Consider the following 20967-nt stretch of genomic DNA (forward strand, 5'->3'; position numbering starts at 1 on the left):
AGACGCCGCCCGGCTGTCCCCGATCGGACACCTCGTCGCCGCGCCCGCCTGACCCGGCGTGATCGACTCCGTTACGGCGGTACGGCGCTGTCCCGGTGGCCCTGATGCCGCCACCTCGCCGGCCTGGAGTCGATCTTGCTCGCCCCCTCAGGTCGGGGTCGGCCAGGCCTCCGGCGGGGCGGCCGACGGCCGCTCGCCGACCAGCTCGGCCAGCCGGGCCAGCCGGCGACGGCCGGCGATCCGGAAGGCCGGCGCGCCGTCGTCGGGCTCCGACACCGCCGTCGGCAGGCCCACGGCGGCGAGCGCCGCCCGCACCGTCGGCCACCACTCCGCATCACCCGGGCCGAGCCCGAGCAGGAACCCCGCGGGGTCGGACCGGCCGGCGGCGGCCAGCCAGAGCCGCAACCGCCGACCGTTGAGATGGAAATGCGCGGGTGGGCGCTTGCGGCCCGCGTCGGTCAGCCAGGCCGTCGCCAGCGGCGCGAGGGTCCGCGCGTACGAGGTGCGCACGGCGTAGCGCTGGTCCTCGGTCGCCTCCCAGCTCGCGGCCAGCCCCCGCAACCCCAGCTCGGCGACGAGCACGTGCACCCGCCAGGCGGCGTCGACCACGATCGACAGTCGGGCGGTCCGCCCCATCCGGCCCACCTCACCGGGGCCGGCGAGCAGGCCGGCCAGATCGGCGACGGACGGGTCCGCCGCCTCGGTGCCGAACAGCGAGAGCTGGCGCACCGGTTCGGGGGGTGAGTCGGGAGGGGTCAGCGACACTCCGGAACCTCGGCGAAGGCCTGTTTGAGCTCTTGATCGTTGAGCCGGCTGGTGTCCAGCGCGCTCGCGTCGTAATCCCTGGTGAGCGTCTCGACCGTGGCCTTGACGCCGTCGTAGAAGGTGGTGGCCTCGCCGGTGCCGAGCCCGTCGATGGTGTCGCGGGCCCGGCCGTACGCGTCCCGGACCTTCTCCAGGGTGGTCTGGAACCCCTTGGAGATCTCCGCACCGTGCTCGGTCTCCGGGACACCGGCGTCGGCAACCCTGCGCCGGGCGGTCTCGCTGGCGTCCGCCGCACCGCCGAAGAGCCGGACCAGGTTCTCCTTGGCCTGCGCCGGGGTGGTCTGCGCGGTCATCTGCTGGTCGGTGCTGCTGGTCAGCTTGCTGATCTCGGCCCGCCAGGGGGTGAGCGCCTCGCAGACCGAGGCGGCCCAGGCGCGCGGGGTGGGCCCACCGCCGCAGGCGGCGACGGCGAGTACGAGCGTGGCCAGGACAACCGTGAGCTTTCCGGCGGCTGCCGCCCGGCACGTTCGCATGCGTTGCAGCGTACGGCCTCCGCGCCGATGCGCCACCGCTCAGGTTTGCCGCCCTCGGGGCGCGGCGGACGGGTTCCCGGCCGGCGATCGGCCGGCCGGGAACCCACCGTCGACTCAGGCGTTGACCGTCTCCGCCCGCTCCGGGCTGCCCGCCCCGGAACCGCCGTCGGAGGAGTCCATCGCCACGCCCTTGCGCTTGCTGAACACCACCGCAGCCACCACGATCAGGGTCGCGACCAGCGCGATCGTCACCCGCAGCGGGGTGTTGCGGTCGTCGCCGACGCTCCACGCCACCACGGCCGGCGCGATCAGCAGCGAAACCAGGTTCATCACCTTGATCAGCGGGTTGATCGCCGGGCCGGCGGTGTCCTTGAACGGGTCGCCGACGGTGTCGCCGATGACCGTCGCGGCGTGCGACTCGGAGCCCTTGCCGCCGTACGCGCCGTCCTCGACCAGCTTCTTGGCGTTGTCCCAGGCGCCACCGGAGTTGGCCAGGAAGACCGCCATCAGCGTGCCGGCGCCGATCGCCCCGGCCAGGTACGCCGCCAGCGCGCCCGGTCCCAGGCCGAAGCCGACCGCGATCGGCGCGAGGATGGCCAGCAGACCGGGGGTCATCAGCTCGCGCTGCGCGTCCCGGGTGCAGATGTCGACGACCTTGCCGTACTCGGGGCGCTGGGTGCGGTCCATGATCCCGGGCAGCTCACGGAACTGCCGGCGGACCTCCATCACCACGGCCCCCGCCGAGCGGGACACCGCGTTGATGGCCAGCCCGGAGAAGAGGAAGACCACCGCCGCGCCGATGATCAGGCCGACCAGGTTGCGCGGGTTGGACACGTTCAGCGAGTTGAGGATCTCGGTGCCGACGTCCCCGACCCCGGCGTCGGCGTACGCGGTGCGCAGGGTGTCGGTGTACGAGCCGAACAGCGCGGTCGCGGCGAGCACCGCCGTGGCGATCGCGATGCCCTTGGTGATCGCCTTGGTGGTGTTGCCCACCGCGTCCAGCTCGGTGAGGATCCGGGCGCCGTTCTCGTCGATGTCGCCGGACATCTCCGCCACGCCCTGCGCGTTGTCGGAGATCGGGCCGAAGGTGTCCATCGCGACGATCACGCCGACGGTGGTGAGCAGGCCGGTGCCGGCCAGCGCGACCGCGAAGAGCGAGAGCGTGATGGAGCTGCCGCCGAGCAGGAACGCCCCGAAGACGCCGGCGGCGATCAGCAGCGCCGAGTAGACCGCCGACTCCAGGCCGACGCTGATGCCGGCGAGGATGACGGTGGCCGCGCCGGTCTGCGAGCTCTTGCCGATGTCCTGCACCGGGCGCCGGTTGGTCTCGGTGAAGTAGCCGGTCAGCGCCTGGATGGCGGCGGCCAGCACGATGCCGATGACGACGGCGCCGATGGCGACGATCCGCGGGTTCTGGTCGACGTCGGTCAGCCCGCCCTCCAGCTCGGCGAAGGTCGCCGGCAGGTACGCGAAGGCGGCGATCGCCACCAGCACCGCCGAGATCACCGCGGAGAGATAGAAGGCCCGGTTGATCGCGGTCAGGCCGTTGCGGTCCGAGACGCGCAGCCGGGTGATGAAGACGCCGACGATCGCGACGAGGACACCGATGGTGGAGATGATCAGCGGGAAGACCAGGCCGTCCTCGCCGAACGCGGCGCGACCCAGGATCAGGGCCGCGACCAGGGTCACCGCGTACGACTCGAACAGGTCGGCCGCCATGCCGGCGCAGTCGCCGACGTTGTCGCCCACGTTGTCCGCGATGGTGGCCGCGTTGCGCGGGTCGTCCTCGGGGATGCCCTGCTCGACCTTGCCGACCAGGTCGGCGCCGACGTCGGCGGCCTTGGTGAAGATGCCGCCGCCGACCCGCATGAACATGGCCAGCAGTGCGGCGCCGAAGCCGAAGCCCTCCAGCACCGTCGGCGCGTCCCCCTTGAAGAGCAGGACGACCATCGCGGCGCCGAAGAGGCCGAGCCCGACGGTGAGGAAGCCGACCACGCCGCCGGTCCGGAACGCGATCTTCATGGCGGCCTCGCGCCCGCCCTGCGCCTCGCGGGCCGCCGCGGCGACCCGCAGGTTGGCGCGGGTGGCCAGCCACATGCCGGCGCCACCGATGGACGCGCTGAACAGGGCACCGACCACGAAGAACGCCGATCGGCCGAGCTTCACCGCCAGCTCGCTGCCGTCGGTGTCGTGCACCGGGAGCAGGAAGAGGAGCACGACGGCGACGACGACGAAGATCGCCAGCGTCCTGAACTGCCGGAGCAGGTACGCGGAGGCACCCTCCTGTACCGCTCCGGAGATCTCCTGCATGTTGGTGGTGCCCTTACCGGCTGCCAGCACGGCCTTGGTCAAGGCGGCGGCGAAGACGAGTGCCACCAGCGCGATCACCGCGGCGATGACGACGTACGTCAGGTTTCCTCCGGAAAGGGACAGCCCGCCGCCTTCGGCGGCCAAAGTCCCGGACATCTATGTCCTCCTGTACCGAACACTGTCGCGCCGGCCAGCGGACGCACTGACCCGACGCCTGGATGCGGTTGCGCAAGCGCACCAACCCACCCCAACGGACCAGCGATGAACGCACATACCCGCTGGTTGCGGGAAGGATCACTTGCTGACAACCCCGGTACTGTAGCCCCGTGCAGTGTTGGAGGTCACATCCGGGGGACACCGTGTCCGGATGATCTTCGTAACTGTGTTATGAGGAAAAATCTGATATAGGAGCCCATCAGCACGTCGAGGCCGCGACCCCGAAGGGTCGCGGCCTCGATGACGCAGAGTGCGCAGGTCAGCGGCCGACCGGCCACACCATCCGGACCTCGGTGCCGACACCCTCGTCGACCGGACGAACCTGGAGGTCCTCCACGAAACCGGCGAGCAGGGCGAAGCCGACACCGGTGGTCAGCGCCTCGTCGGTCAGCGACTCGTTGGCCAGGTCGTCGGCGTTCAACGCGGCCAACCCGATGCCGGCCTCGATCGGCGCCCGGTCCACCACCCGCACCGAGTACGCCCCGGCGTCGGACATCTCCACCAGCACCGGGTCGGACAGCCCGTACTGCCGGTGCAGCGCGACCGCCCGGGTGCACGCCTCGCCGATGGCCAGCCGCACCTCGTCGAGCAGGTTCTCGCGCACCCCGGCCCGGCGGGCCACCGCGACGCCGACCAGGCGGGCGGTGCGCACGTGCACCGGAGCCGGCGAGAAGGAGAGTCGAACCGTCGCCATCACGCGCCGGCGCCGGTGGGGTCCGCCGCGATCGCCGCCTCGACCGTGGGGTGCAGCGGGAACACCTGATCCAGCGCGGTGATCCGGAAGATCTTGAGCAGCGGCTCCTTGTCGCAGACCAGGGCGAAGGAGCCACCGGCCGAGCGGAGCCGCTTGAGGGCGCCGACCAGCACGCCGAGGCCGGTCGAGTCGAGGAAGTCCACCCGGCCGAGGTCGACGACCACCCGCCGGGAGCCCCCGTCGATCAGCTCGAGGAGCCGTTCGCGCAGGCGGGGGGCGGTGTAGACGTCCACCTCACCGCCGACCTCGAGCACCGTGTGCTCCCCCACGGTGCGGGTCGCCAGCGACAGCTCCATCAGTCCCTCCTCCGAGAGCCGTAAACTCTCCTGGGCATCTAACCATCCCCGCCGCGACGGCCTCTGGTCACCGGCGGAGGCTCCCTCCTTACCCACGCCCGGAGTTGAACACCCCGAACACCAGTGCGAGAGTGCAGGACGTGAATCCCGCAGCCACCGTATCCGCAGGTCCCGGCCCCGGCCGACCGCCGACGGCGGCGCCGGGCGACCTGCTGCGCCGGCTGCGCGCCCGGCACGGCGACGATCCGGTCACCCACGTCGAGCGGGTCCCGGCCCGACCCGGCGAGCCGGCCCCCTGGCCCCGGTGGGCGCCCGAGGACCTGCGGGCGGCGTTCGCCCGACGCGGCGTGGTCGCGCCCTGGCGGCACCAGGCCGAGGCCGCCGAGCTGGCGTACGCGGGACAGCACGTGGTGGTGGCCACCGGCACGGCCTCCGGCAAGTCGCTGGCCTACCAGCTGCCCGCGCTGGCCACCCTGCTCGCCGACCCCAGGGCCACCGTGCTCTACCTGGCCCCGACCAAGGCGCTCGCCGCCGACCAGTTCCGCGCCGTCGCCGGCCTGGAGCTCGACGGGGTACGCCCCGCCACCTACGACGGGGACACCCCGCGCGCCGAGCGGGAGTGGATCCGCCGGCACTCCCGGTTCGTCCTGACCAACCCGGACATGCTGCACCACGGCATCCTCCCCGGCCACGCGCACTGGTCCGGCTTCCTGCGTCGGCTGGCGTACGTGGTGATCGACGAGTGCCACACCTACCGGGGCGTGTTCGGCTCGCACGTCGCGCACGTGCTGCGCCGCCTGCGCCGGCAGTGCGCGAAGTACGGCCGTACCCCCGTCTTCGTGCTGGCCTCGGCGACGTCGGGCGACCCGGCGACGGCGGCCGGGCGGCTCACCGGCCTGCCCGTGGCGGCCGTCACCGAGGACACCTCGCCGCGCGGCGGGGTGACCTTCGCGCTCTGGGAGCCGCCGCTGCTCCCCGATTCCTCCAGGGAGGCCGCGGACCTCGCGCCGGTGCGCCGGTCGGCGCTGCGGGAGACCGCGGACCTGCTCGCCGACACGGTCGCCCAGGGGGTACGCACGCTGGCCTTCGTCCGCTCCCGAAAGGGCGCCGAAGTGGTGGCGGCGAACGCGCGGCGGTCGCTCGACGAGGCGGTGCCGGGGCTCGGCGACCGGGTGGCCGCCTACCGGGCCGGTTACCTGCGCGAGGAGCGACGCGAGCTGGAACGCGCCCTGCTCCACGGCGACCTGCTCGGCCTCGCCTCCACCAACGCGCTGGAACTCGGCGTCGACCTGGTCGGGCTGGACGCGGTGCTGATCTGCGGCTGGCCGGGCACCCGGGCGTCGCTCTGGCAGCAGGCCGGGCGGGCCGGCCGCTCCGGCGACGAGGCGCTGGCGGTGCTGGTGGCCCGGGACGACCCGCTCGACACCTATCTGGTGCACCATCCGGAGGCGCTGTTCGGGCGGCCGGTCGAGGCCACCGTGCTCGACCCGGCCAACCCGTACGTGCTCGCCCCGCAGCTCGCCTGCGCGGCGGCGGAGGCCCCGCTCACCCCGGCCGACCTGGACCTCTTCGGCGACGGGGCGAAGGAGGCCGTCGACTCGCTGGTCGAGGCCGGCGCGCTGCGGCAGCGGCCGACCGGCTGGTACTGGCGGCACCGGGAGCGCCCCGAGGTGGACCTGCGCGGCGAGGGCGGCGCGCCGGTCTGCGTGGTGGAAGCCTCGACCGGACGGCTGCTCGGCACCGTCGACGGCGGCTCCTCGCACTTTCTCATCCACCCCGGCGCGGTCTACCTGCACCAGGGCGTCTCGTACGTGGTCGACTCGCTGGACCTGGCCGACGGGTGCGCGCTGGTGCACGCCGAGGAGCCGGACTGGTCCACCCACGCCCGCGACGTCACCTCGCTGTCGGTGGTGTCGGTCCGCTCCTACGTGGACGCCGGGCCGGTCGGGCTCTTCCTCGGCGAGGTGGACGTGACCAGCCAGGTGGTGTCGTACCAGCGGCGGCGAATCGCCTCCGGCGAGGTGATCGACACCCGCCCGCTGGACCTGCCGGCCCGGGAACTGCGCACCGTCGCGGTCTGGTTCACCCTCTCCCCGCAGTCGCTGGCTCTCGCCGGGGTGGAGGCGGCCGACGTCCCGGGTGCGCTGCACGCCGCCGAGCACGCCGCGATCGGGCTGCTGCCGCTGATGGCCACCTGCGACCGCTGGGACATCGGCGGGCTCTCCACCGCCGTGCACCCGGACACCGAGGCCCCGACCGTCTTCGTCTACGACGGCCACCCGGGCGGCGCGGGCTTCGCCGAGCGGGCGTACGGGACGGCGGCGGCCTGGCTGCGCGCCACCCGGGACGCGATCGCCGAGTGCGGCTGCGAGGCGGGCTGCCCGTCCTGCGTGCAGTCGCCGAAGTGCGGCAACGGCAACAACCCGCTCTCCAAGCCGGACGCCGTCCGGGTCCTCGACGTGGTGCTCGCCAACCTGCCCCGCGACGCCGAGCCGTCGCCGGCCCTGCCCGATGGCCTCGCTCCGGCCGCGTCGGCTGGCCTCGCTCCGGCCGCGTCGGGTGGCCTCGTTCCGGTCGCGTCGGGTGGCCTCGTTCCGGTCGCGTCGGGTGGCCTCGTTCCGGTCGCGTCGGGGGCACCTGCGGTGGCGGACCTGCCGGCCGCCTCGGCGGGTTGCGTCTCGGCCGCACCGCTCCTGCCGCATCAGGACGGACGGGCGGGCGCGGACGTCACTTCCCCGAGCTGAGCCTTCCGCTTTCCGGGATGCGTGCATGACCCGCACGACGGGTGGGCATTGATGCATGGGAGCGCTGCCATGGATGGCTGTCCCGTCCTGACGCGGCGCTCGACACACCAGCCGACCCGTCGTTTCCGCACCGGAGGAGGAGCCGTGGCCGACACCATCGCCGAGACAGTCGACCTGCTCTACACGATCGACCAGGAGAAGCTCACCCCCGACCAGCAGATCGCCCTGGGCACCGCGCTGGCCAGCCTGGCGCAGGCGGAACGCCTCGGACAGATCAACGAGCGGCTGCGCGGGATTCACCAGGTGCTCCACGCCTGGGCACTGAAGGCGACGGTCGAGGGCGGACGTTGAGCCGCAGGTTGTGCGAGACTCCGGCGCAAACTTCGGAGGAGACCCACATGCAGCTCGACAACTTGCAGACGCAGCACCAGTTCCACGTCCGGCAGCGGATCCGGATGATGGTCAACCAGTACGAGGTCCGCGCCGTGGCCCCGGACGGCACCGAGGGAGAGCTGCTGGCGTTCGCACAGCAGAAGCGGCTCGCCTTCAAGGAGCAGGTCACGATCTACACCGACGACTCCAAGCAGCAGCCCCTGCTCGGCTTCAAGGCGCGGCAGCGGCTCGACCTCGGCGCCACGTACGACGTCACCGACGCGGCCGGCAACCCGATCGGGCTGTTCCGCAAGGACTTCGCCCAGTCGCTGCTGCGCTCGACCTGGCACGTCGAGCAGCCCGGCCTGCCGCAGATCACCGGTCAGGAGCGGAGCATGCCGGTGGCGCTGCTGCGCCGGTTCGTGGACTCGCTCTCCTGGCTGCCGTACCACTTCGACTTCGTCGCCGGCGGTCAGCCGGTCTTCACGGTGGTCAAGAAGTGGGGCCTGCGCGACAAGTACGTCGTCGAGGTGCAGAACCCGCAGGTGGACCGCCGCCTGGTGATCGCCATGGCGGTCGGGCTGGACGCGCTCCAGGGCCGCTGACCCACCGACCGGCCGGGGCCGCGTCCTGCGGGCGCGCCCCCGGCCGTTGTGTCGCGGCTGCGGCGGCGCACTCGTGCCGGGTCGCCGCCACCGCTGCCCACGAACCAGCCCGCCGCCACGGGCAGGGCCGGTCTGAGCCCTGGCACCTGGCGGCGCCGACACCTCACGGGGCTCGCTCTGAGCACCTGGCGGCACCGACACCTCACGGGGCTCGTCTCTGAGCCCTGCCACCTGGCGGCACCGACACCTGGCGGGGCTCGCGCACGGCGCGCACCCGGCCGGGTTGTCGCCCCACGAGCTCCGGCCAAGATCATCGCCAGTCCCAGGCGACCCGCCTCGACCAGTCAGTCGCGGATCGGGCCGGCGCGGGAGGTGGCCGTGGCGGTCCGCCGGAAACCCGGCAACGGGGTCACCGGCACCTCCACGGTGACCAGCACGTCGAGGCCGTCCAGGTGGCAGCCGGTCAGCCTGGCACCGTTGGTGCGGGCGATCTCGGCGGCCGCCGCGCAGGCCACGCCGTCCCCGTCCAGGGCCCGGCCCGCCCCGGCGAGCGCCGCGAAGTCGGCGCCGACCCGGGCCTGGTGCCGGGCCGTCCGGGCGGTGCCGATCGCCGCACCGAAGACCCCGGCCAGGACGAACACCAGGCCGACGACGAGCAGGCACACCGTCGCCCCACCTCGGTCCGCCGCGCCGGACCGCCCGAGCGTCACGACGGCGCCGGACCGCCAGAGCCTCACGACGGCGCCGGACCGCCGGAGCTTAGCGGGCGCGCCAGACCACCCCGACGTCACGGCCGGGTCTGACCACCCCAACGTCACCGCCGCGCCGGACCGTCCGAGCCTCATGGCCGCGCCGGAGCGTCGCCCCGGCGTCACGGCTGCGCCCCGGGTGAGCCCGGCTCGACGGCGGCGACCGTGGTGGCGGCCACGGTGATCCGGGGTAGTCGCGCACCGAGCGCCCGGACGGGTGCCCGGACGGTGGCGGTGACCCGCTCGCCGTTCACCGACACCGCGACAACCGCGCCCGAAGGCGCGATCTGCGTCCCGGCCGCCGTGCCGCTCTCACCCCGGGAGGAGGCGAGTGCCGCCTCCCGGGCCGCGTCCAGGCAGGCGGCCTTCGTGGTGACCGCGTCGACCGCGGTGAGGCCGGCGAGCAGGAGCAGGAGCAGCGCCGGCAGGCCGGCCGCCAGCTCGGCGGTGAACGAACCCCGGTCACGGCCGGCCGGCCGGCGCCGGCTCACTTCAACGCCCGGTCGATGACGGCGGTCAGGGCGGACTGCACGTTGCCGGACGTGAGCACCTTGAGCAGGATGCCCGCGAAGGCGACCGCGGCGAGCGTGCCGACGGCGTACTCGGCGGTGTTCATCCCGGCGTCCCCCCGGAGCCGGGCGAGGAGTTTGCGCACTGGCGTGTCCCTTCTCGATGGTTTCTCAGAGCACGTCGCCGAGGACGGCGACGATCACCGGCACCAGGCCGGCGAGAATGAAGGCCGGCAGGAAGCAGAGCCCCAGCGGCAGCACGATGAGCACGCCGGCCCGGCGGGCCGAGGCCTCGGCGGCGATGGACCGGTCCGCCCGCAGGTCGTCGGCGACCCGGGTCAGCGCCCCGGCGAGCGCGGCCCCACTGCGCGAGGTGCGCAACGCGGCAGCGACCATCCGGTCCGCCCCCGGTACCGCGCCGAGGTGCGCCCAGGCCTCGTCGGGTGCGCCGCCGAGCAGTAGCGTCCGACCGATCCGGTGGAGCCGCTCGGCCAGCGGCCCGCCGAGCGCGTCGGCGACCTCGAGTACCGAGCGGTCGACCGGCGCGCCGGCACGTAACGTCGCCGCCAGCAGGTCGGCGGCCAGCGGAAGGTCGGCGGCCTCCCGCAGCCGGCGGCCCCGGGCGGCCGGGGACTCGATCCGCCGGAGCAGTCGATCCGCCACCAGCGCGGCCACCGCCCCGACGAGGCAACCCGACACCCCGCCGAGCAGGATCGCCGCCGCCACTCCGGCCAGCCCGGCACCGAGCCGTACCCGGTCCGGCCACCACGTCGGACGCCGGTCTCCTGCCGGCCGGATCGGACGCCGGTCTCCTGCCGGCCGGACCTGTGAGCCCAGGTCCCGCAGCCGTCGGGAGGGGCGGACGCCCGGCGCACGGAGCGCCACCACCAGGGCCGCCGCGGCGACGAGAGCGCCGGCTGTCCACTCCTGCCGGTTCATCGGGCGCTCGCGTCCGGCGTGCCGCCCAACCGCTCCGCCCAGAGCAGGCCACCGATCTGCAGCCCCATGGCGGTCAGCGCACTGACCGCCCCGACCGGGGTGTGCAGCAGCACCGCGACCGGATCGGCGCCGATGCCATAGCCGAGGCCGATCCCGCCGAGCGGCAGGGCGGCGAGCAGCAGGGCGGTGGCCCGGGCGCCTGCGGCCTGGGCCGAGGCGGCAGCCAGTCCCCGGTCCAGTGCCCGGGCGTCTCCTTCGACCCGTTCCAGGAGTTCGGCCAGCGGCGCACCAGTCCGGTCGGCGAGTCGCACCGCGGCCCGGCTCAGGCTCGCGAGGCGGTCCCCGTCGTCGTCCGGTGTGGGAACGGGGAGTCCGGCCCGCAGGTCGGCGGCGAGACCGCAGAGCTGGTCCAACCTGCGGCGGCGTTCCCCGACCGCGTGCCGCACCACCCGCCGCCGAAGCAGGGCCCGGGCGCCCAGCGCGCCGTACCCGGCGAGGAGGATCCCGGCGACCGGCCCGGCGGCGAGGGCGCCGAGCGCCGCCGCCGCGAGCCCGACCAGGAGCAGCGTCCGGCGTGGGTGAGCCACCAGCGGCGCGAGGAGGGCCCTGAACCCCTCCGCGCCCTGCGCCTGCGTCAGCGGCCAGCCAGTGGCCAACGCACCCGGCCACCGCGCGCTCGTGTCGGCGGTCCGGACGCCGTCCGAACCGGCGGCTCGGTGGAGGCGGTGGATCTCGCCAGCGCCGAGCCGCAGCGGCTCCAGCGGTCGGCGGGAGTCGCGCCGACCGGGCGGCCGGGACGACGTTGGCCTGGTCAGTGCTCCCGCCGGACCGGCGAGCCGGCCGTCGGCCAGGGGAGCAGGCGTCGGGCCTGCGACGGCCACCGCAACCGTGCACGGGCGGTCGCCGGCAGGTGCGAGCCGGCTCGATCTCGTGCCGGCGAACCGGGGCGGGCCGGGCGGTACGACCGCGGCCGGAGCGGCGACCGGTCGCGCTGTCTCCGGCACTTCGGTGGCGGCCTCGGACGCGAGAAGGGCGGCGGGGGCGGCGACTCCCGGCAGCGGTGTCTCCGGCACTTCGGTGGCGGGCACAGACGCGAGGAAGGCGGCCGGGGCGGTGTGGAACGGCTCGGGGTCGTGCGGCGTGGGTGTGGGTTGGCCGGGTGCGCCGGCACCCAGCAGTGAGCGGCGTCGCCGGCGGCTGCTGCGGACCGGCCAGGCCACTACCGCCGCCGCGCCCACCAGCAGCGCCGCCACCAGCCAGATCGCGAGACTCATGCCGGCCCCGCCGACCCCGGCCACGGTTCGCAGAGGATCGGCGGCACCGCCACGCCCCGGTCCCGCAACAGCGTGCCGAGGGCGCGACCGGCCAGCCCCAGCCCCCGTCCCCGCACCCAGGCGGGGACCACGGTTACCAGGCGATCGGGCCCCTCCGGCAGCAGGAGACAGATCGACTCCAGCACCCGGCCGCGCGGGCCACGGCGTACCTGGAGCACCACCTGGAGCGCGGCGGTCACCTGGGCGTGCAGCGCGGCCCTGGGCAGCCCGCCGAGCAGTCCGAGCGCCTCCAACCGGGCGGGCACGTCGGCCGGGGTGTTCGCGTGCAGCGTCCCGGCACCGCCGTCGTGGCCGGTGTTGAGGGCCCCGAGCAGGTCGACCACCTCCCCGCCCCGGCACTCCCCGACCACCAGCCGGTCGGGGCGCATCCGCAGCGCCTGCCGGACCAGCTCGCTGAGCCCGACCGCGCCGGTCCCCTCCACGTTGGCCGTACGAGCCTGGAGCCCCACCACGTGCGGGTGCACCGGGTGCAGCTCGGCGGCGTCCTCGACCAGCACGATCCGCTCGGTCGAGGGCACCAGCCCGAGCAGCGTGTTGAGCAGGGTGGTCTTGCCCGAGCCGGTGCCGCCGGTGACCAGGTACGCCAGCCGGGCGGCCACCACGGCCGCCAGCACCGGGGCGACCGGCCGTGGGACGGTGCCCTGGCGTACCAGGTCGTCGAGGGTGAACGGCCGCTGCCGGAAGGTGCGCAGGGACAGGTAGGGGCCGTCGGTCGCCACCGGGGGTAGTACGGCGTGCAGCCGGGTGCCGTCGGGCAGCCGCGCGTCCGCGTACGGGGAGCCGTCGTCCAGCCGGCGGCCGGCGGCCGCGGTGAGCCGCTGCGCCAACCGCCGTACGTCGTCGAGGGAGCCGAGCGGCACCGCCACCTGCCGCAGGCCCTCTCCCCGGTCGACCCAGACCCGGGTGCCGTTGACCAGCACGTCGGTGACCTGTGGATCGGCCAGCAGCGGGGCGAGCGGCCCGGCACCGACCAGGTCGTCGCGGACCTGGTCGGCCATCCGCAGCACGGCGGTGTCACCGAGGACGGCGGCGGTGGGCTCGGCCCGGACGGCGGAGACGATCGCGGCCGGGGTGACCGGGGCGGCGGTGTCGGCCATCCGCTGCCGGACCCGGGCGGACAGGTCGTCGGGCCGGCCGGTCATGCCGCACCCGGGACCGGCAGGCCGGTCAGCTCGCTGACGATCCGCCGGCAGAGCGCGGCGAGCGGACCCCGCCCGGCCCCGGCCGGCGCCTCCCCCCGTTCCAGCCCCCGGCACAGCGCCGGCTCGGGCCGCAGCGTGCCGGCGAGCGGGAGACCGAGGGCCCGCGCCACCTCGGTGGCCTTCAACCGGCCGGGCGCCGGTCCGCGCACGATCACGCCGAGCGCGGCGCAGTGCGGGGCGGCCGCGGCGACCACCCGGGCCGCCGCCGCGGTCGCCCGCAGCTCGGCAGGCACCACCAGGTACGCCTGGTCGGCCGACTGCAACGCGACCACCGCCGCGTCGTCGAGCTGGCGGGGCACGTCGACCACCACGAAGTCCCGGCCTCGCCGGGCGGCGTCGATCGTGGCGGCCATCGCCTGGGCGGGCAGGGCCAGCAGGTCTCCCCGGTCCCAGGAGAGCGCCACCAGGTCACCCCGGCTGGGCAGCGCGCGGACCAACGCCGGCGCGTCCACCCGGCCGTCGGCGTCGGTGAGCGCCGGCCAGCGGATCCCGTCCAGCTCCTCCCAGCCGAGAACGAGGTCGAGCCCGCCGCCGAGCGGGTCGGCGTCGACCAGCAGGGTGCGCAGGCGAGCCCGGGCGGCGGTGACCGCGAGAGCGCCGGCGAGCACGCTGGCGCCCGCGCCGCCCCGCCCGCCGAGCACGGCCACGGTGCGCGCCGGCCCGCCGAACGGGCGGTCGGATCCGCATTCGGTGAACCGGTCGACCAGCCAGGGCTCGGCCGCCGGGAGGGTGGCCACGTGTTCCGCGCCGATCAGGTCGGCGACCTCCCATGTCGGGTCCAGCTCCCCGGTGCGGCCGACCAGGACCGTGCGGGGCCGCCGGGGCAGCCGCGCCCGCAGGCACGCCTGCGCCTGATCCCGGCCGACCAGCACCAGCGGCGCGGGTAGCCACCGGGCACGGGCGGCGGCGGGATCGGCGGCCAGCTCGACCTCCGTACCGCCTGCGGCGGCGAGCCGGAGCAGCTCGTCGAGGAGGTCACCGTCCGAGGTCACCAGGAGCGGCAGTCGCCGGTGCGGTGGAAGTGAGGTACGGGGTGGCATCGCGGCCTCCAGCGGTCCGGCTCAGGGGTGCTGGCCCAGACCCTGCTCCGATCACCCTCCGGTCCACCGGCCTCGACCGGTCGCCTGTGGACAACCACTACCCCTGTGGACAACCCGCGCCCAGCCGCTGGATCTGCTAAGGCCATCCGCTTCCCACACCGTTGCCGAGCACCGACGTAGCGCCGTGGGGAGGCGGGGCGTCACGTCGCCGCGCCGGCCTGGCGGACAACTGCGCATCGGGGGCTGGCTGCCCGAGCCCGCCGGGTGGACGGGCTCCCGCCGTACCCGTCGATCCCACCTGGAGACGCACGACGCCGCGCCGGCGATCCCGCGCCGGGACCGGCGCGGCCGGTCGCTCAGGAGCCGTCACCCCGCGCCGGCGGTCCGGGGCGGGCGCTGGTGCTGGGCTGCGCCGTGGTCGGCGCGCTCGCCGTCGCGTCGTGGCCGATCTGGACGGCTCCGCCGCGTCCCGGGAAAGGCCCGCCGGCCGCCACGCCGGCAACCGGTCTCGACCAGGCGGCCGTGCCCGAGCCGGCGAGCGGCCAACCCACCGTCAGCTTCTCCCCCGCGCCGGTGTCCCTCTCCACCCGGGCCTCGGTGCGGTCGCCCAGCCCCGCCGCGTCATCCACCGACCGGCCGCGCAGTCCCGCCCGTGGTCACCGACGCCGGCGGACACGCACTGGTCTGCTTCCTGCCGCGCCCGACGTCAGCCGAGCGGTGATCCGACAGGGACGGGCGGCCCGGAGTCATGGCGGCCTGGATCACCGGCTGTCGGGGACGGCGTCGGCCACCAGGACGACGCCGTCCGTCGCCGCCACCCGGTCCCGGGAGATCTCCCGGTATTCCGGGGAGCTGGCCCAACGCTCGAAGCTGTCGCGGCTGTCGAACGACATGAGGATGACCTTGTCGTAGGGCCAGGTCCCCTCGACGACCTGCGGGTGCTCGTCGGCAGCGAGGAGGCGTCCGTGGTACTTGGCGAGGATCGGCATGAAGGCGGCGACGTACCGGTCGTACCGCTGCCGGTCGTTGATGGAGATCTGCGCGAGCGCGTACACGGTCATCGGCTCATGTTACTCACGAGTAGCATCTGCTGTGGTGGTCGCGAAACGCGGATGCGCCGCCGGTCACCTTCGAGAAGGGGAAAGCGGCCTCCTCGCGGGAGACCGGCGACCGCGTTTTGTGCATTGGCGCCTCGCATGCCTTCGGTGGGACGGCGGATGCCCTCACGGCACTCGTCGAGTCCGTGCGGCCCGGTGGCCGCCTCCTGTTCGGCGACGCGTACTGGGAGCGGCCACCGACGCCCGAGGCGGTAGAGATCTTCGGAGAAGAGACGGTGCCGCTCGCGGACCTCATCGAGCTCGCCCGTGGACTGGGCTGGAGAGTCCTGCACTTCAGCACCGCCGACCAGCGAGAATGGGACGACTTCGAGTCAACCTGGCGCCTGGGACAGCAGGAGTGGCTGCTGCAACACCCGGAAGACCCGCGCGCGACAGAGGTACGCGCGGAACTCGATGACCGGCTGCGGGAGTACGTCGACGTCTACCGCGGCGTCCTGGGTCTTGCGTACTTCGTCCTCGGTCGCTGAACTGCGACAGCCCATCGTGCTCGTTTCCGCCCGCGTAGCTGCCCTGCCTATTCGCTCGCGCCATCAGGCCCGGGCGATCGGCAGGACAGGCGCGGCCCCCGGCTCCGGCGGACGCCAGGCCCGGATCCTCCGGTCCGGCAGGTTTCGCCTGGTCGGCCAGAGCTGCACCCGCCAGACGTCGCCGGGTGTCGTGGATCCGGGCCAGCCCCGGTTGACGAAGCCCCACCGCAGATGCGGACCCCGTACCGCCCGTCGGGCACCTCGCACCGCCGGGACCCCATCGTCGGCGAGCCGTATGACAGCTCTCCGCCGTCGACCTCCAGCGCGCACTCGAAGATCTCTTCCCACTGCCCGAAATCCCGGGGCGGCGGTTCGGCCCACACCTCCACCCGTAGCGCCATGTCGAAGTTGTTCTGGTGCGGCACGCAAACGAGCACCGTGTGATCGTCGCTGGCGATCTGCGGGCCCATCTGCGCCTCCCGTCCGAGCATGCTCGTGTCCGAGTCGCCCTCGGACGTGCCGGAGAGAGTGAACTGCCCATAGTCCAGTGCGACCGTCATGTCGTGAGCCGTCACCGGCGCCGGCGTCCCCACGTCGGACAGTGTGCCGGACCAGCGGTCACCCCGTCGCCTCCACGATTCGGGGCACTGCCCCCGCTACAGGATTGAAGCGGTCATGAATCCTCCCCGCGTTCGGCGATCCGGCAGCATGATTTACGCAGCGCCGCCTAATATCGGGTAAACCCGACATCACGGGCGCTGACTACTGGACCCTCTCTCGCGACATTTCAGCAGTCCTGCGGTATCGGCCGGTCCGGCCTGCATGCCGACCGTGACGAATCGGAAGGAAAGCGGCATGAGCTACATCACGGCCAAGGACGGTACCAAGATCTACTACAAGGACTGGGGTACGGGCCCGGTTGTCACCTTCTCCCACGGCTGGCCGCTGAACGCGGACGCGTGGGACGGGCAGATGCTCTTCCTCATGCAGAACGGTTTCCGGGTCGTCGCCCACGACCGCCGCGGTCACGGCCGGTCGAGCCAGGCCTCCGGCGGCAACGACATGGACGGCTATGCCGACGACCTCGCGGCGGTCATCGAGGCGCTCGACCTCACCGACGCCACGCTGGTCGGGCACTCGACCGGCGGTGGTGAGGTCGCGCGCTACATCGGCCGCCACGGGACGGGACGGGTCGCCAAAGCCGTCCTCATCTCCGCCGTGCCGCCGATCATGGTGAAGACGCCGGACAACCCCGAGGGCCTGCCCATCGAGGTCTTCGATGGGCTGCGCGCCGACCTGGTGAAGGACCGGTCGCAGTTCTACCAGGACCTGGCGGAGATGTTCTACGGCGCCAACCGACAGGGGGCAAAGGTCTCGAAGGGGATCCTCGACCAGTTCTGGCTGTGGAGCATGCAGGCCGGCCTGTGGAACGCGTACGCGAGCATCAAGGCCTTCTCCGAGACGGACTTCCGCGACGATCTCGCCAAGTTCGACATCCCCACCCTGGTGCTGCACGGCGAGGACGACCAGATCGTCCCGGTCAAGGACTCGGCGAGGAAAACGGCTCAGCTCGTCGCGAACGCGAAGGACATCTACTACCCGGGCGCGCCGCACGGCATCACGTCCACGCTCCAGGACCAGGTCAACAAAGATCTGCTCGCGTTCCTGAGGAGTTGACCGAGCCGACTCAGCCTTTGGCCCACCGAGTTGGCCGGTCGCTACCCTCCCTCGCCGACTCGCTACCTGCGCGGCTCGCCGCCTCCTTGCCGCCCCACCCGATGTCAGCCGACCAGACTGCTCAGGTCCCGGGTGGTCCCGGGTATCCCAGATGGCTACCGGCCCAGCCGATGCCTCCGGGTGGCTGCTTCCACTCCTTGGCACGCCTCTTCGAGATCAATAGGTTGGGCCAACGCTTGCGCGCTGCTTGCCGGCTGGCGCCCACCGCTGCGCCAAGCTCGGGATAGCCGGCACCGCACTGCACCGCTTCCTCGGCGCTGGCGGACACGAAGTCGGCGAGAAGACGACGCATCTGCTCACCTGCCGCCATCCGCCCCAGGTGAGTCCGCATCCGCTCCGGGTAGCTCCGCTCCTGGTCTGCTCTGCGCAGGCCGTCCATGTCGGAGGCGTTCAGCCGCCGCGCCCAGTTGGCCGCGACAGCACTCAGCTCCCGCCCCAGTTCCTGCCGCTCTTCCGGAGTCAGGTCGCGCATGACAGCACTCCCTCGTCAGTGGTTTCGCACTTCAGCGTCCGCTCGACAACCAAGGTTGTCAACCCTGAGCGGGGTATCTGCCAGCCTGGGACGCTGCACGAGCCACTCGGGCGCAGGCCGGTAGTCGAGATGCCTCCGGCAGGTCAATGCCGGCTGTTGAGAAACCCGATCACCTTCGCGCCCCACCACCCAGCCTGGGAGACCAGTACGACGAGGGCGGAGCGGGCGAGCAGGTGCCGGGGCAGAGCGGCGTGGTGCGTCGCTGCGCGCTGGTTGACGGACCAGGCACAAACACCGCGCCGAACCCGACGACCAGCGAGATCAGGTGGACGAACAGCGCGATGCGCCGCACCGCCGGGTCGACGTGGGCGTGGGCCGATACCCAGATGGCCGCGGCCCACATCACGAGGAGGAATCCTGACGCCAGGGCCGGTGTCCAGCGCGGCAGCAGGAACCGAACCGGCGTCGCCGCCGGGCGGATGAGTTCGCCAGGCGCTGTCATTTCAGTAGCCGAGTCAACTGTCATCGCTGATTACCGGGTCGGTTCGAGCTTTCATGCCCGCCGCGTCGGCGTGAACCAGGCGACCCCGGCACGCGCCAGGCGGTCGCGCACCCGCGCCCACTCCGGCGGACCCGCGCCCTCCTCGCCGTACCGCGCGTCGTGCTCCGCCACCGGATCCGTCGCTGGATCAGCCATGCCGACCGACCCTGGTGATGAGTTGTCGCGCCCGCACCCGTCACACCTACGACGGGACACGACGAGACGGAAGGATGACGTGATGAGTGCGGACACGCGGCTGGAGGAGCTGGGCGTGAGCGGTCTGGGCGAGATCGACGAACCGGCGTTCTCGGGGCTGGCGGAGCGGCACCGGCGGGAGCTGCACGTGCACTGCTACCGGATGCTCGGGTCGTTCGAGGACGCCGAGGACACCGTGCAGGAGACGTTCCTCCGTGCCTGGCGGCGGCGGGAGACCTTCGAGGGGCGGTCGACGTTCCGGGCCTGGCTGTACCGGATCGCCACCAACGCCTGCCTGGACCTGCTCGCCAAGTGTCGCCCGGAGCCTGCGACCGGCGGCGAGGTGCGGTGGCTGCAGCCCTACCCGGACCGGCTGCTCGACGAGCTGCCCGCGCGCGACGCGGACGAGCCGGAGACCGTCGCCGTCGCGCGGGAGACGATCGAGCTGGCGTACCTGGTCGCAGTCCAGCACCTCGCGCCGCGCCCACGGGCCGTGCTGGTCCTGCGGGACGTGCTCGGCTGGCCGGCGAAGGACGTCGCGGAGCTCCTCGGCGACTCCGTCAACTCCGTGAACAGCGCGCTGCAGCGGGCCCGCGCCGGCATGCGGGAGCACCTGCCCGCCGAGCGGCAGGACTGGACCGGCGGCGAGGAGGACGCCGGGACGCGCGAGCTGGTGCGCCGCTTCACCGATGCCAGCGTGGCCACGGACATCCCGGCGATCGCCTCGATGCTGCGCGACGATGTCCGCTGCTCGATGCCGCCCACGCCGGGCCTGTACGTCGGCCGCGACGCGGTGGTGAACGACTGGATGGAGAGCGGCTTCGCGGACATGACGGGCCTGCGCGCCGTCCCCACCTCCGTGAACCGGCAGCCCGCCGTCGCCTTCTACCACTGGCGGAAGCAGGCGGGCGCGTACCTGCCGCTGACGATCGACGTCCTGCGCATCACCGGCGGGGCGATCACCGAGATCGTCACCTTCCACGACGACCAGTTCCCGCGGCTCGGGCTGCCGGAGCGCCTGCCGGCGGACGGCACGGAGTAGTCCCGGTGTAAACGCTCGCGCTGCGCGGTGGCGCGCCTGTCGCCGTGGCCTCGGCGCAGTGGTACGACGCGTTCGGCGTCGTCACCCGCGGGCGGGTGCAGCTGGAGCGGCGCGACGGCGAGCCCGGGCCGGTCCTCGGACGCGACGCCGGTTCTGGCTCCGCGGCACCGGCGTCCGCGCCCTGCGGAACCCCGGCCGTCGCACGGCGAGGATGCGCATCGTCACCCCCAGGGCCAGGACCGTCACGCCAGTCAACACACGCCGTACGCCAGTTACGAATGATGGAGGAACGACATGAAGGACACCGGGGGCGTCGCAGCCCCGGCATCGGGCCAGACCAGCGACACCAACCGACTCCGCGGGCTCGCCGGCACCGGCTTCATTGCCACGCTCGCAGCGATGGTGGCCACCACCCTCGCCGCTGCACTTGCCCAGGCCGTTGGCGTCGACTTCGAGGTCCCCGATGATGGCGAGGCGATCCCGTTGTCCGGGTTCGCCGTGGTGACCGGCTTCTTCTCGGTCGTGGGCATCGTCATTGCCGTCGCTCTTCTTCGTTGGAGCGCTCGCCCCGCCGAGCGCTTCGTGTGGACGGCAGTGTCGCTGACCGCGATCTCGTTGGTCCCGCCCCTCCTCTCCGGGGCAAACACCGCCACCACCACCGCCCTCCTCGGGCTACACCTTGTCCCTGCGACGGTGATGATCCCCACCCTGGCGCGGAGCCTCCGCACCCGGACCCATTGACGATCCCGCAACCAGAGAGCCCGTTGAATGGGGACGAGGAGGGCCTGTCATCTGCGGCGGAGCACTGCCCCGGAATAGGGACGACCCCCGTCGGGGGGAACCTGGTCGGTGTTGTCGACCAGTGTCGGCAGATGACATGCCGTGTGGTCCAGCCCTCGACGTCTCGCCGCTATGACCGCTGGTATCGATCACGTACCACCGAGTTCGCTGACTTTCGGCTGACTCGGGTGCCTCGACTGCCACGCGCAGCCCGCCGGTTGCTCGGTCGCGCACTTCAGGGCAGCAT

The 20967-nt window shown here is 73.4% G+C and carries 23 protein-coding genes and 1 pseudogene; 7 read left to right on the forward strand and 17 right to left on the reverse strand.

What is annotated here, in order from left to right:
* Positions 1-147: 147 nt before the first annotated feature.
* From V6U89_RS12195 to V6U89_RS12215, 5 genes are all read right to left on the reverse strand, one after another.
* Positions 148-765 (reverse strand): hypothetical protein, encoded by a 618-nt coding sequence (locus V6U89_RS12195; RefSeq protein WP_334571025.1) that lies wholly within the window; start codon positions 763-765, stop codon positions 148-150.
* Positions 756-1298: a hypothetical protein gene (locus V6U89_RS12200; protein ID WP_334571026.1), complete on the reverse strand. Its 543-nt coding sequence runs from the start codon at positions 1296-1298 to the stop codon at positions 756-758. Before V6U89_RS12200 ends, V6U89_RS12195 begins: the two co-directional genes overlap by 10 nt.
* Before the next feature lie 114 nt (positions 1299-1412).
* Positions 1413-3764, reverse strand: coding sequence for a sodium-translocating pyrophosphatase (locus V6U89_RS12205; RefSeq protein ID WP_334571027.1), 2352 nt, complete (start codon positions 3762-3764; stop codon positions 1413-1415).
* Between the two features lie 319 nt (positions 3765-4083).
* Positions 4084-4518, reverse strand: a complete 435-nt coding sequence (locus V6U89_RS12210; RefSeq protein WP_334571028.1) for an ATP-binding protein — start codon at positions 4516-4518, stop codon at positions 4084-4086.
* Entirely contained in the window at positions 4518-4874 is a 357-nt protein-coding gene (locus tag V6U89_RS12215; protein WP_088959229.1) for an STAS domain-containing protein, read from the reverse strand. The genes V6U89_RS12210 and V6U89_RS12215 overlap by 1 nt, the downstream gene beginning before the upstream one ends.
* Before the next feature lie 140 nt (positions 4875-5014).
* Between V6U89_RS12215 and V6U89_RS12220 the strand changes: the two are divergent.
* The 3 genes and pseudogenes from V6U89_RS12220 to V6U89_RS12230 all read left to right on the forward strand — a co-directional run.
* Positions 5015-7363, forward strand: a pseudogene (locus tag V6U89_RS12220) (DEAD/DEAH box helicase); the annotation flags it as partial.
* Positions 7364-7762: 399 nt separating this feature from the next.
* Positions 7763-7969, forward strand: coding sequence for a hypothetical protein (locus V6U89_RS12225; RefSeq protein WP_334571029.1), 207 nt, complete (start codon positions 7763-7765; stop codon positions 7967-7969).
* A gap of 47 nt (positions 7970-8016) precedes the next feature.
* Positions 8017-8595: a hypothetical protein gene (locus V6U89_RS12230; protein ID WP_334571031.1), complete on the forward strand. Its 579-nt coding sequence runs from the start codon at positions 8017-8019 to the stop codon at positions 8593-8595.
* Positions 8596-8939: 344 nt separating this feature from the next.
* Here the strand turns inward: V6U89_RS12230 and V6U89_RS12235 are convergent, their stop codons facing one another.
* From V6U89_RS12235 to V6U89_RS12275, 9 genes are all read right to left on the reverse strand, one after another.
* On the reverse strand, positions 8940-9332 hold the full coding sequence (locus V6U89_RS12235) for an Rv3654c family TadE-like protein (RefSeq protein WP_334571032.1): 393 nt from the start codon (positions 9330-9332) through the stop codon (positions 8940-8942).
* Positions 9333-9466: 134 nt separating this feature from the next.
* A complete protein-coding gene (locus tag V6U89_RS12240; protein ID WP_334571033.1) occupies positions 9467-9835 on the reverse strand; it encodes a TadE family type IV pilus minor pilin in 369 nt (122 codons plus the stop codon).
* The gene (locus V6U89_RS12245; RefSeq protein ID WP_208418639.1) at positions 9832-9960 is read right to left on the reverse strand and encodes a DUF4244 domain-containing protein; all 129 of its coding nucleotides are present in this window, start codon (positions 9958-9960) and stop codon (positions 9832-9834) included. The genes V6U89_RS12240 and V6U89_RS12245 overlap by 4 nt, the downstream gene beginning before the upstream one ends.
* 64 nt (positions 9961-10024) lie before the next feature.
* Entirely contained in the window at positions 10025-10792 is a 768-nt protein-coding gene (locus V6U89_RS12250) for a type II secretion system F family protein (protein ID WP_334571034.1), read from the reverse strand.
* Complete coding sequence (locus V6U89_RS12255; protein ID WP_334571035.1) at positions 10789-12066, reverse strand: hypothetical protein; 1278 nt, start codon at positions 12064-12066, stop codon at positions 10789-10791. The genes V6U89_RS12250 and V6U89_RS12255 overlap by 4 nt, the downstream gene beginning before the upstream one ends.
* The gene (locus V6U89_RS12260) at positions 12063-13268 is read right to left on the reverse strand and encodes a TadA family conjugal transfer-associated ATPase (protein ID WP_334571036.1); all 1206 of its coding nucleotides are present in this window, start codon (positions 13266-13268) and stop codon (positions 12063-12065) included. Before V6U89_RS12260 ends, V6U89_RS12255 begins: the two co-directional genes overlap by 4 nt.
* Positions 13265-14320: a septum site-determining protein Ssd gene (ssd, locus tag V6U89_RS12265; protein WP_334571218.1), complete on the reverse strand. Its 1056-nt coding sequence runs from the start codon at positions 14318-14320 to the stop codon at positions 13265-13267. The genes V6U89_RS12260 and ssd overlap by 4 nt, the downstream gene beginning before the upstream one ends.
* Before the next feature lie 404 nt (positions 14321-14724).
* Entirely contained in the window at positions 14725-14997 is a 273-nt protein-coding gene (locus V6U89_RS12270; protein WP_334571037.1) for a hypothetical protein, read from the reverse strand.
* Positions 14998-15129: 132 nt separating this feature from the next.
* Positions 15130-15429, reverse strand: coding sequence for a DUF1330 domain-containing protein (locus V6U89_RS12275; RefSeq protein ID WP_334571039.1), 300 nt, complete (start codon positions 15427-15429; stop codon positions 15130-15132).
* A 182-nt stretch (positions 15430-15611) separates the two neighbouring features.
* Here V6U89_RS12275 and V6U89_RS12280 point away from each other — a divergent pair, with 182 nt between their 5' ends.
* Positions 15612-15953 carry a hypothetical protein gene (locus V6U89_RS12280; protein ID WP_334571041.1) on the forward strand — a complete coding sequence of 114 codons (342 nt, stop codon included), beginning with the start codon at positions 15612-15614 and terminating at the stop codon, positions 15951-15953.
* Between the two features lie 822 nt (positions 15954-16775).
* Positions 16776-17630 (forward strand): alpha/beta fold hydrolase, encoded by an 855-nt coding sequence (locus V6U89_RS12285; RefSeq protein WP_334571042.1) that lies wholly within the window; start codon positions 16776-16778, stop codon positions 17628-17630.
* Between the two features lie 121 nt (positions 17631-17751).
* Here the strand turns inward: V6U89_RS12285 and V6U89_RS12290 are convergent, their stop codons facing one another.
* From V6U89_RS12290 to V6U89_RS12300, 3 genes are all read right to left on the reverse strand, one after another.
* Positions 17752-18162 (reverse strand): hypothetical protein, encoded by a 411-nt coding sequence (locus V6U89_RS12290; protein WP_334571043.1) that lies wholly within the window; start codon positions 18160-18162, stop codon positions 17752-17754.
* 169 nt (positions 18163-18331) lie between these two features.
* Complete coding sequence (locus tag V6U89_RS12295; RefSeq protein WP_334571044.1) at positions 18332-18664, reverse strand: hypothetical protein; 333 nt, start codon at positions 18662-18664, stop codon at positions 18332-18334.
* 51 nt (positions 18665-18715) lie between these two features.
* Complete coding sequence (locus V6U89_RS12300; protein WP_334571045.1) at positions 18716-18859, reverse strand: hypothetical protein; 144 nt, start codon at positions 18857-18859, stop codon at positions 18716-18718.
* A gap of 82 nt (positions 18860-18941) precedes the next feature.
* Here V6U89_RS12300 and V6U89_RS12305 point away from each other — a divergent pair, with 82 nt between their 5' ends.
* Positions 18942-19940, forward strand: a complete 999-nt coding sequence (locus V6U89_RS12305; protein ID WP_334571046.1) for an RNA polymerase subunit sigma-70 — start codon at positions 18942-18944, stop codon at positions 19938-19940.
* A 294-nt stretch (positions 19941-20234) separates the two neighbouring features.
* Positions 20235-20681 carry a DUF6069 family protein gene (locus V6U89_RS12310; RefSeq protein ID WP_334571047.1) on the forward strand — a complete coding sequence of 149 codons (447 nt, stop codon included), beginning with the start codon at positions 20235-20237 and terminating at the stop codon, positions 20679-20681.
* Positions 20682-20967 lie beyond the last annotated feature (286 nt).

Origin of the sequence: Micromonospora sp. CPCC 206171 (genome assembly GCF_036906755.1) — a bacterium.
Taxonomy (GTDB): Bacteria; Actinomycetota; Actinomycetes; order Mycobacteriales; family Micromonosporaceae; genus Micromonospora; species Micromonospora purpureochromogenes.

Coding starts and splice junctions, on each gene's coding strand:
- V6U89_RS12245 (WP_208418639.1), bottom strand. CDS start 9,960: ATGAACACCGCCGAGTACGCCGTCGGCACGCTCGCCGCGGTCGCCTTC.
- V6U89_RS12285 (WP_334571042.1), top strand. CDS start 16,776: ATGCCGACCGTGACGAATCGGAAGGAAAGCGGCATGAGCTACATCACG.
- V6U89_RS12305 (WP_334571046.1), top strand. CDS start 18,942: ATGAGTGCGGACACGCGGCTGGAGGAGCTGGGCGTGAGCGGTCTGGGC.
- V6U89_RS12255 (WP_334571035.1), bottom strand. CDS start 12,066: ATGAGTCTCGCGATCTGGCTGGTGGCGGCGCTGCTGGTGGGCGCGGCG.
- V6U89_RS12310 (WP_334571047.1), top strand. CDS start 20,235: ATGAAGGACACCGGGGGCGTCGCAGCCCCGGCATCGGGCCAGACCAGC.
- V6U89_RS12210 (WP_334571028.1), bottom strand. CDS start 4,518: ATGGCGACGGTTCGACTCTCCTTCTCGCCGGCTCCGGTGCACGTGCGC.
- V6U89_RS12250 (WP_334571034.1), bottom strand. CDS start 10,792: ATGAACCGGCAGGAGTGGACAGCCGGCGCTCTCGTCGCCGCGGCGGCC.
- V6U89_RS12275 (WP_334571039.1), bottom strand. CDS start 15,429: ATGACCGTGTACGCGCTCGCGCAGATCTCCATCAACGACCGGCAGCGG.
- V6U89_RS12295 (WP_334571044.1), bottom strand. CDS start 18,664: ATGACAGCGCCTGGCGAACTCATCCGCCCGGCGGCGACGCCGGTTCGG.
- V6U89_RS12290 (WP_334571043.1), bottom strand. CDS start 18,162: ATGCGCGACCTGACTCCGGAAGAGCGGCAGGAACTGGGGCGGGAGCTG.
- V6U89_RS12200 (WP_334571026.1), bottom strand. CDS start 1,298: ATGCGAACGTGCCGGGCGGCAGCCGCCGGAAAGCTCACGGTTGTCCTG.
- V6U89_RS12205 (WP_334571027.1), bottom strand. CDS start 3,764: ATGTCCGGGACTTTGGCCGCCGAAGGCGGCGGGCTGTCCCTTTCCGGA.
- V6U89_RS12260 (WP_334571036.1), bottom strand. CDS start 13,268: ATGACCGGCCGGCCCGACGACCTGTCCGCCCGGGTCCGGCAGCGGATG.
- V6U89_RS12230 (WP_334571031.1), top strand. CDS start 8,017: ATGCAGCTCGACAACTTGCAGACGCAGCACCAGTTCCACGTCCGGCAG.
- V6U89_RS12215 (WP_088959229.1), bottom strand. CDS start 4,874: ATGGAGCTGTCGCTGGCGACCCGCACCGTGGGGGAGCACACGGTGCTC.
- V6U89_RS12300 (WP_334571045.1), bottom strand. CDS start 18,859: ATGGCTGATCCAGCGACGGATCCGGTGGCGGAGCACGACGCGCGGTAC.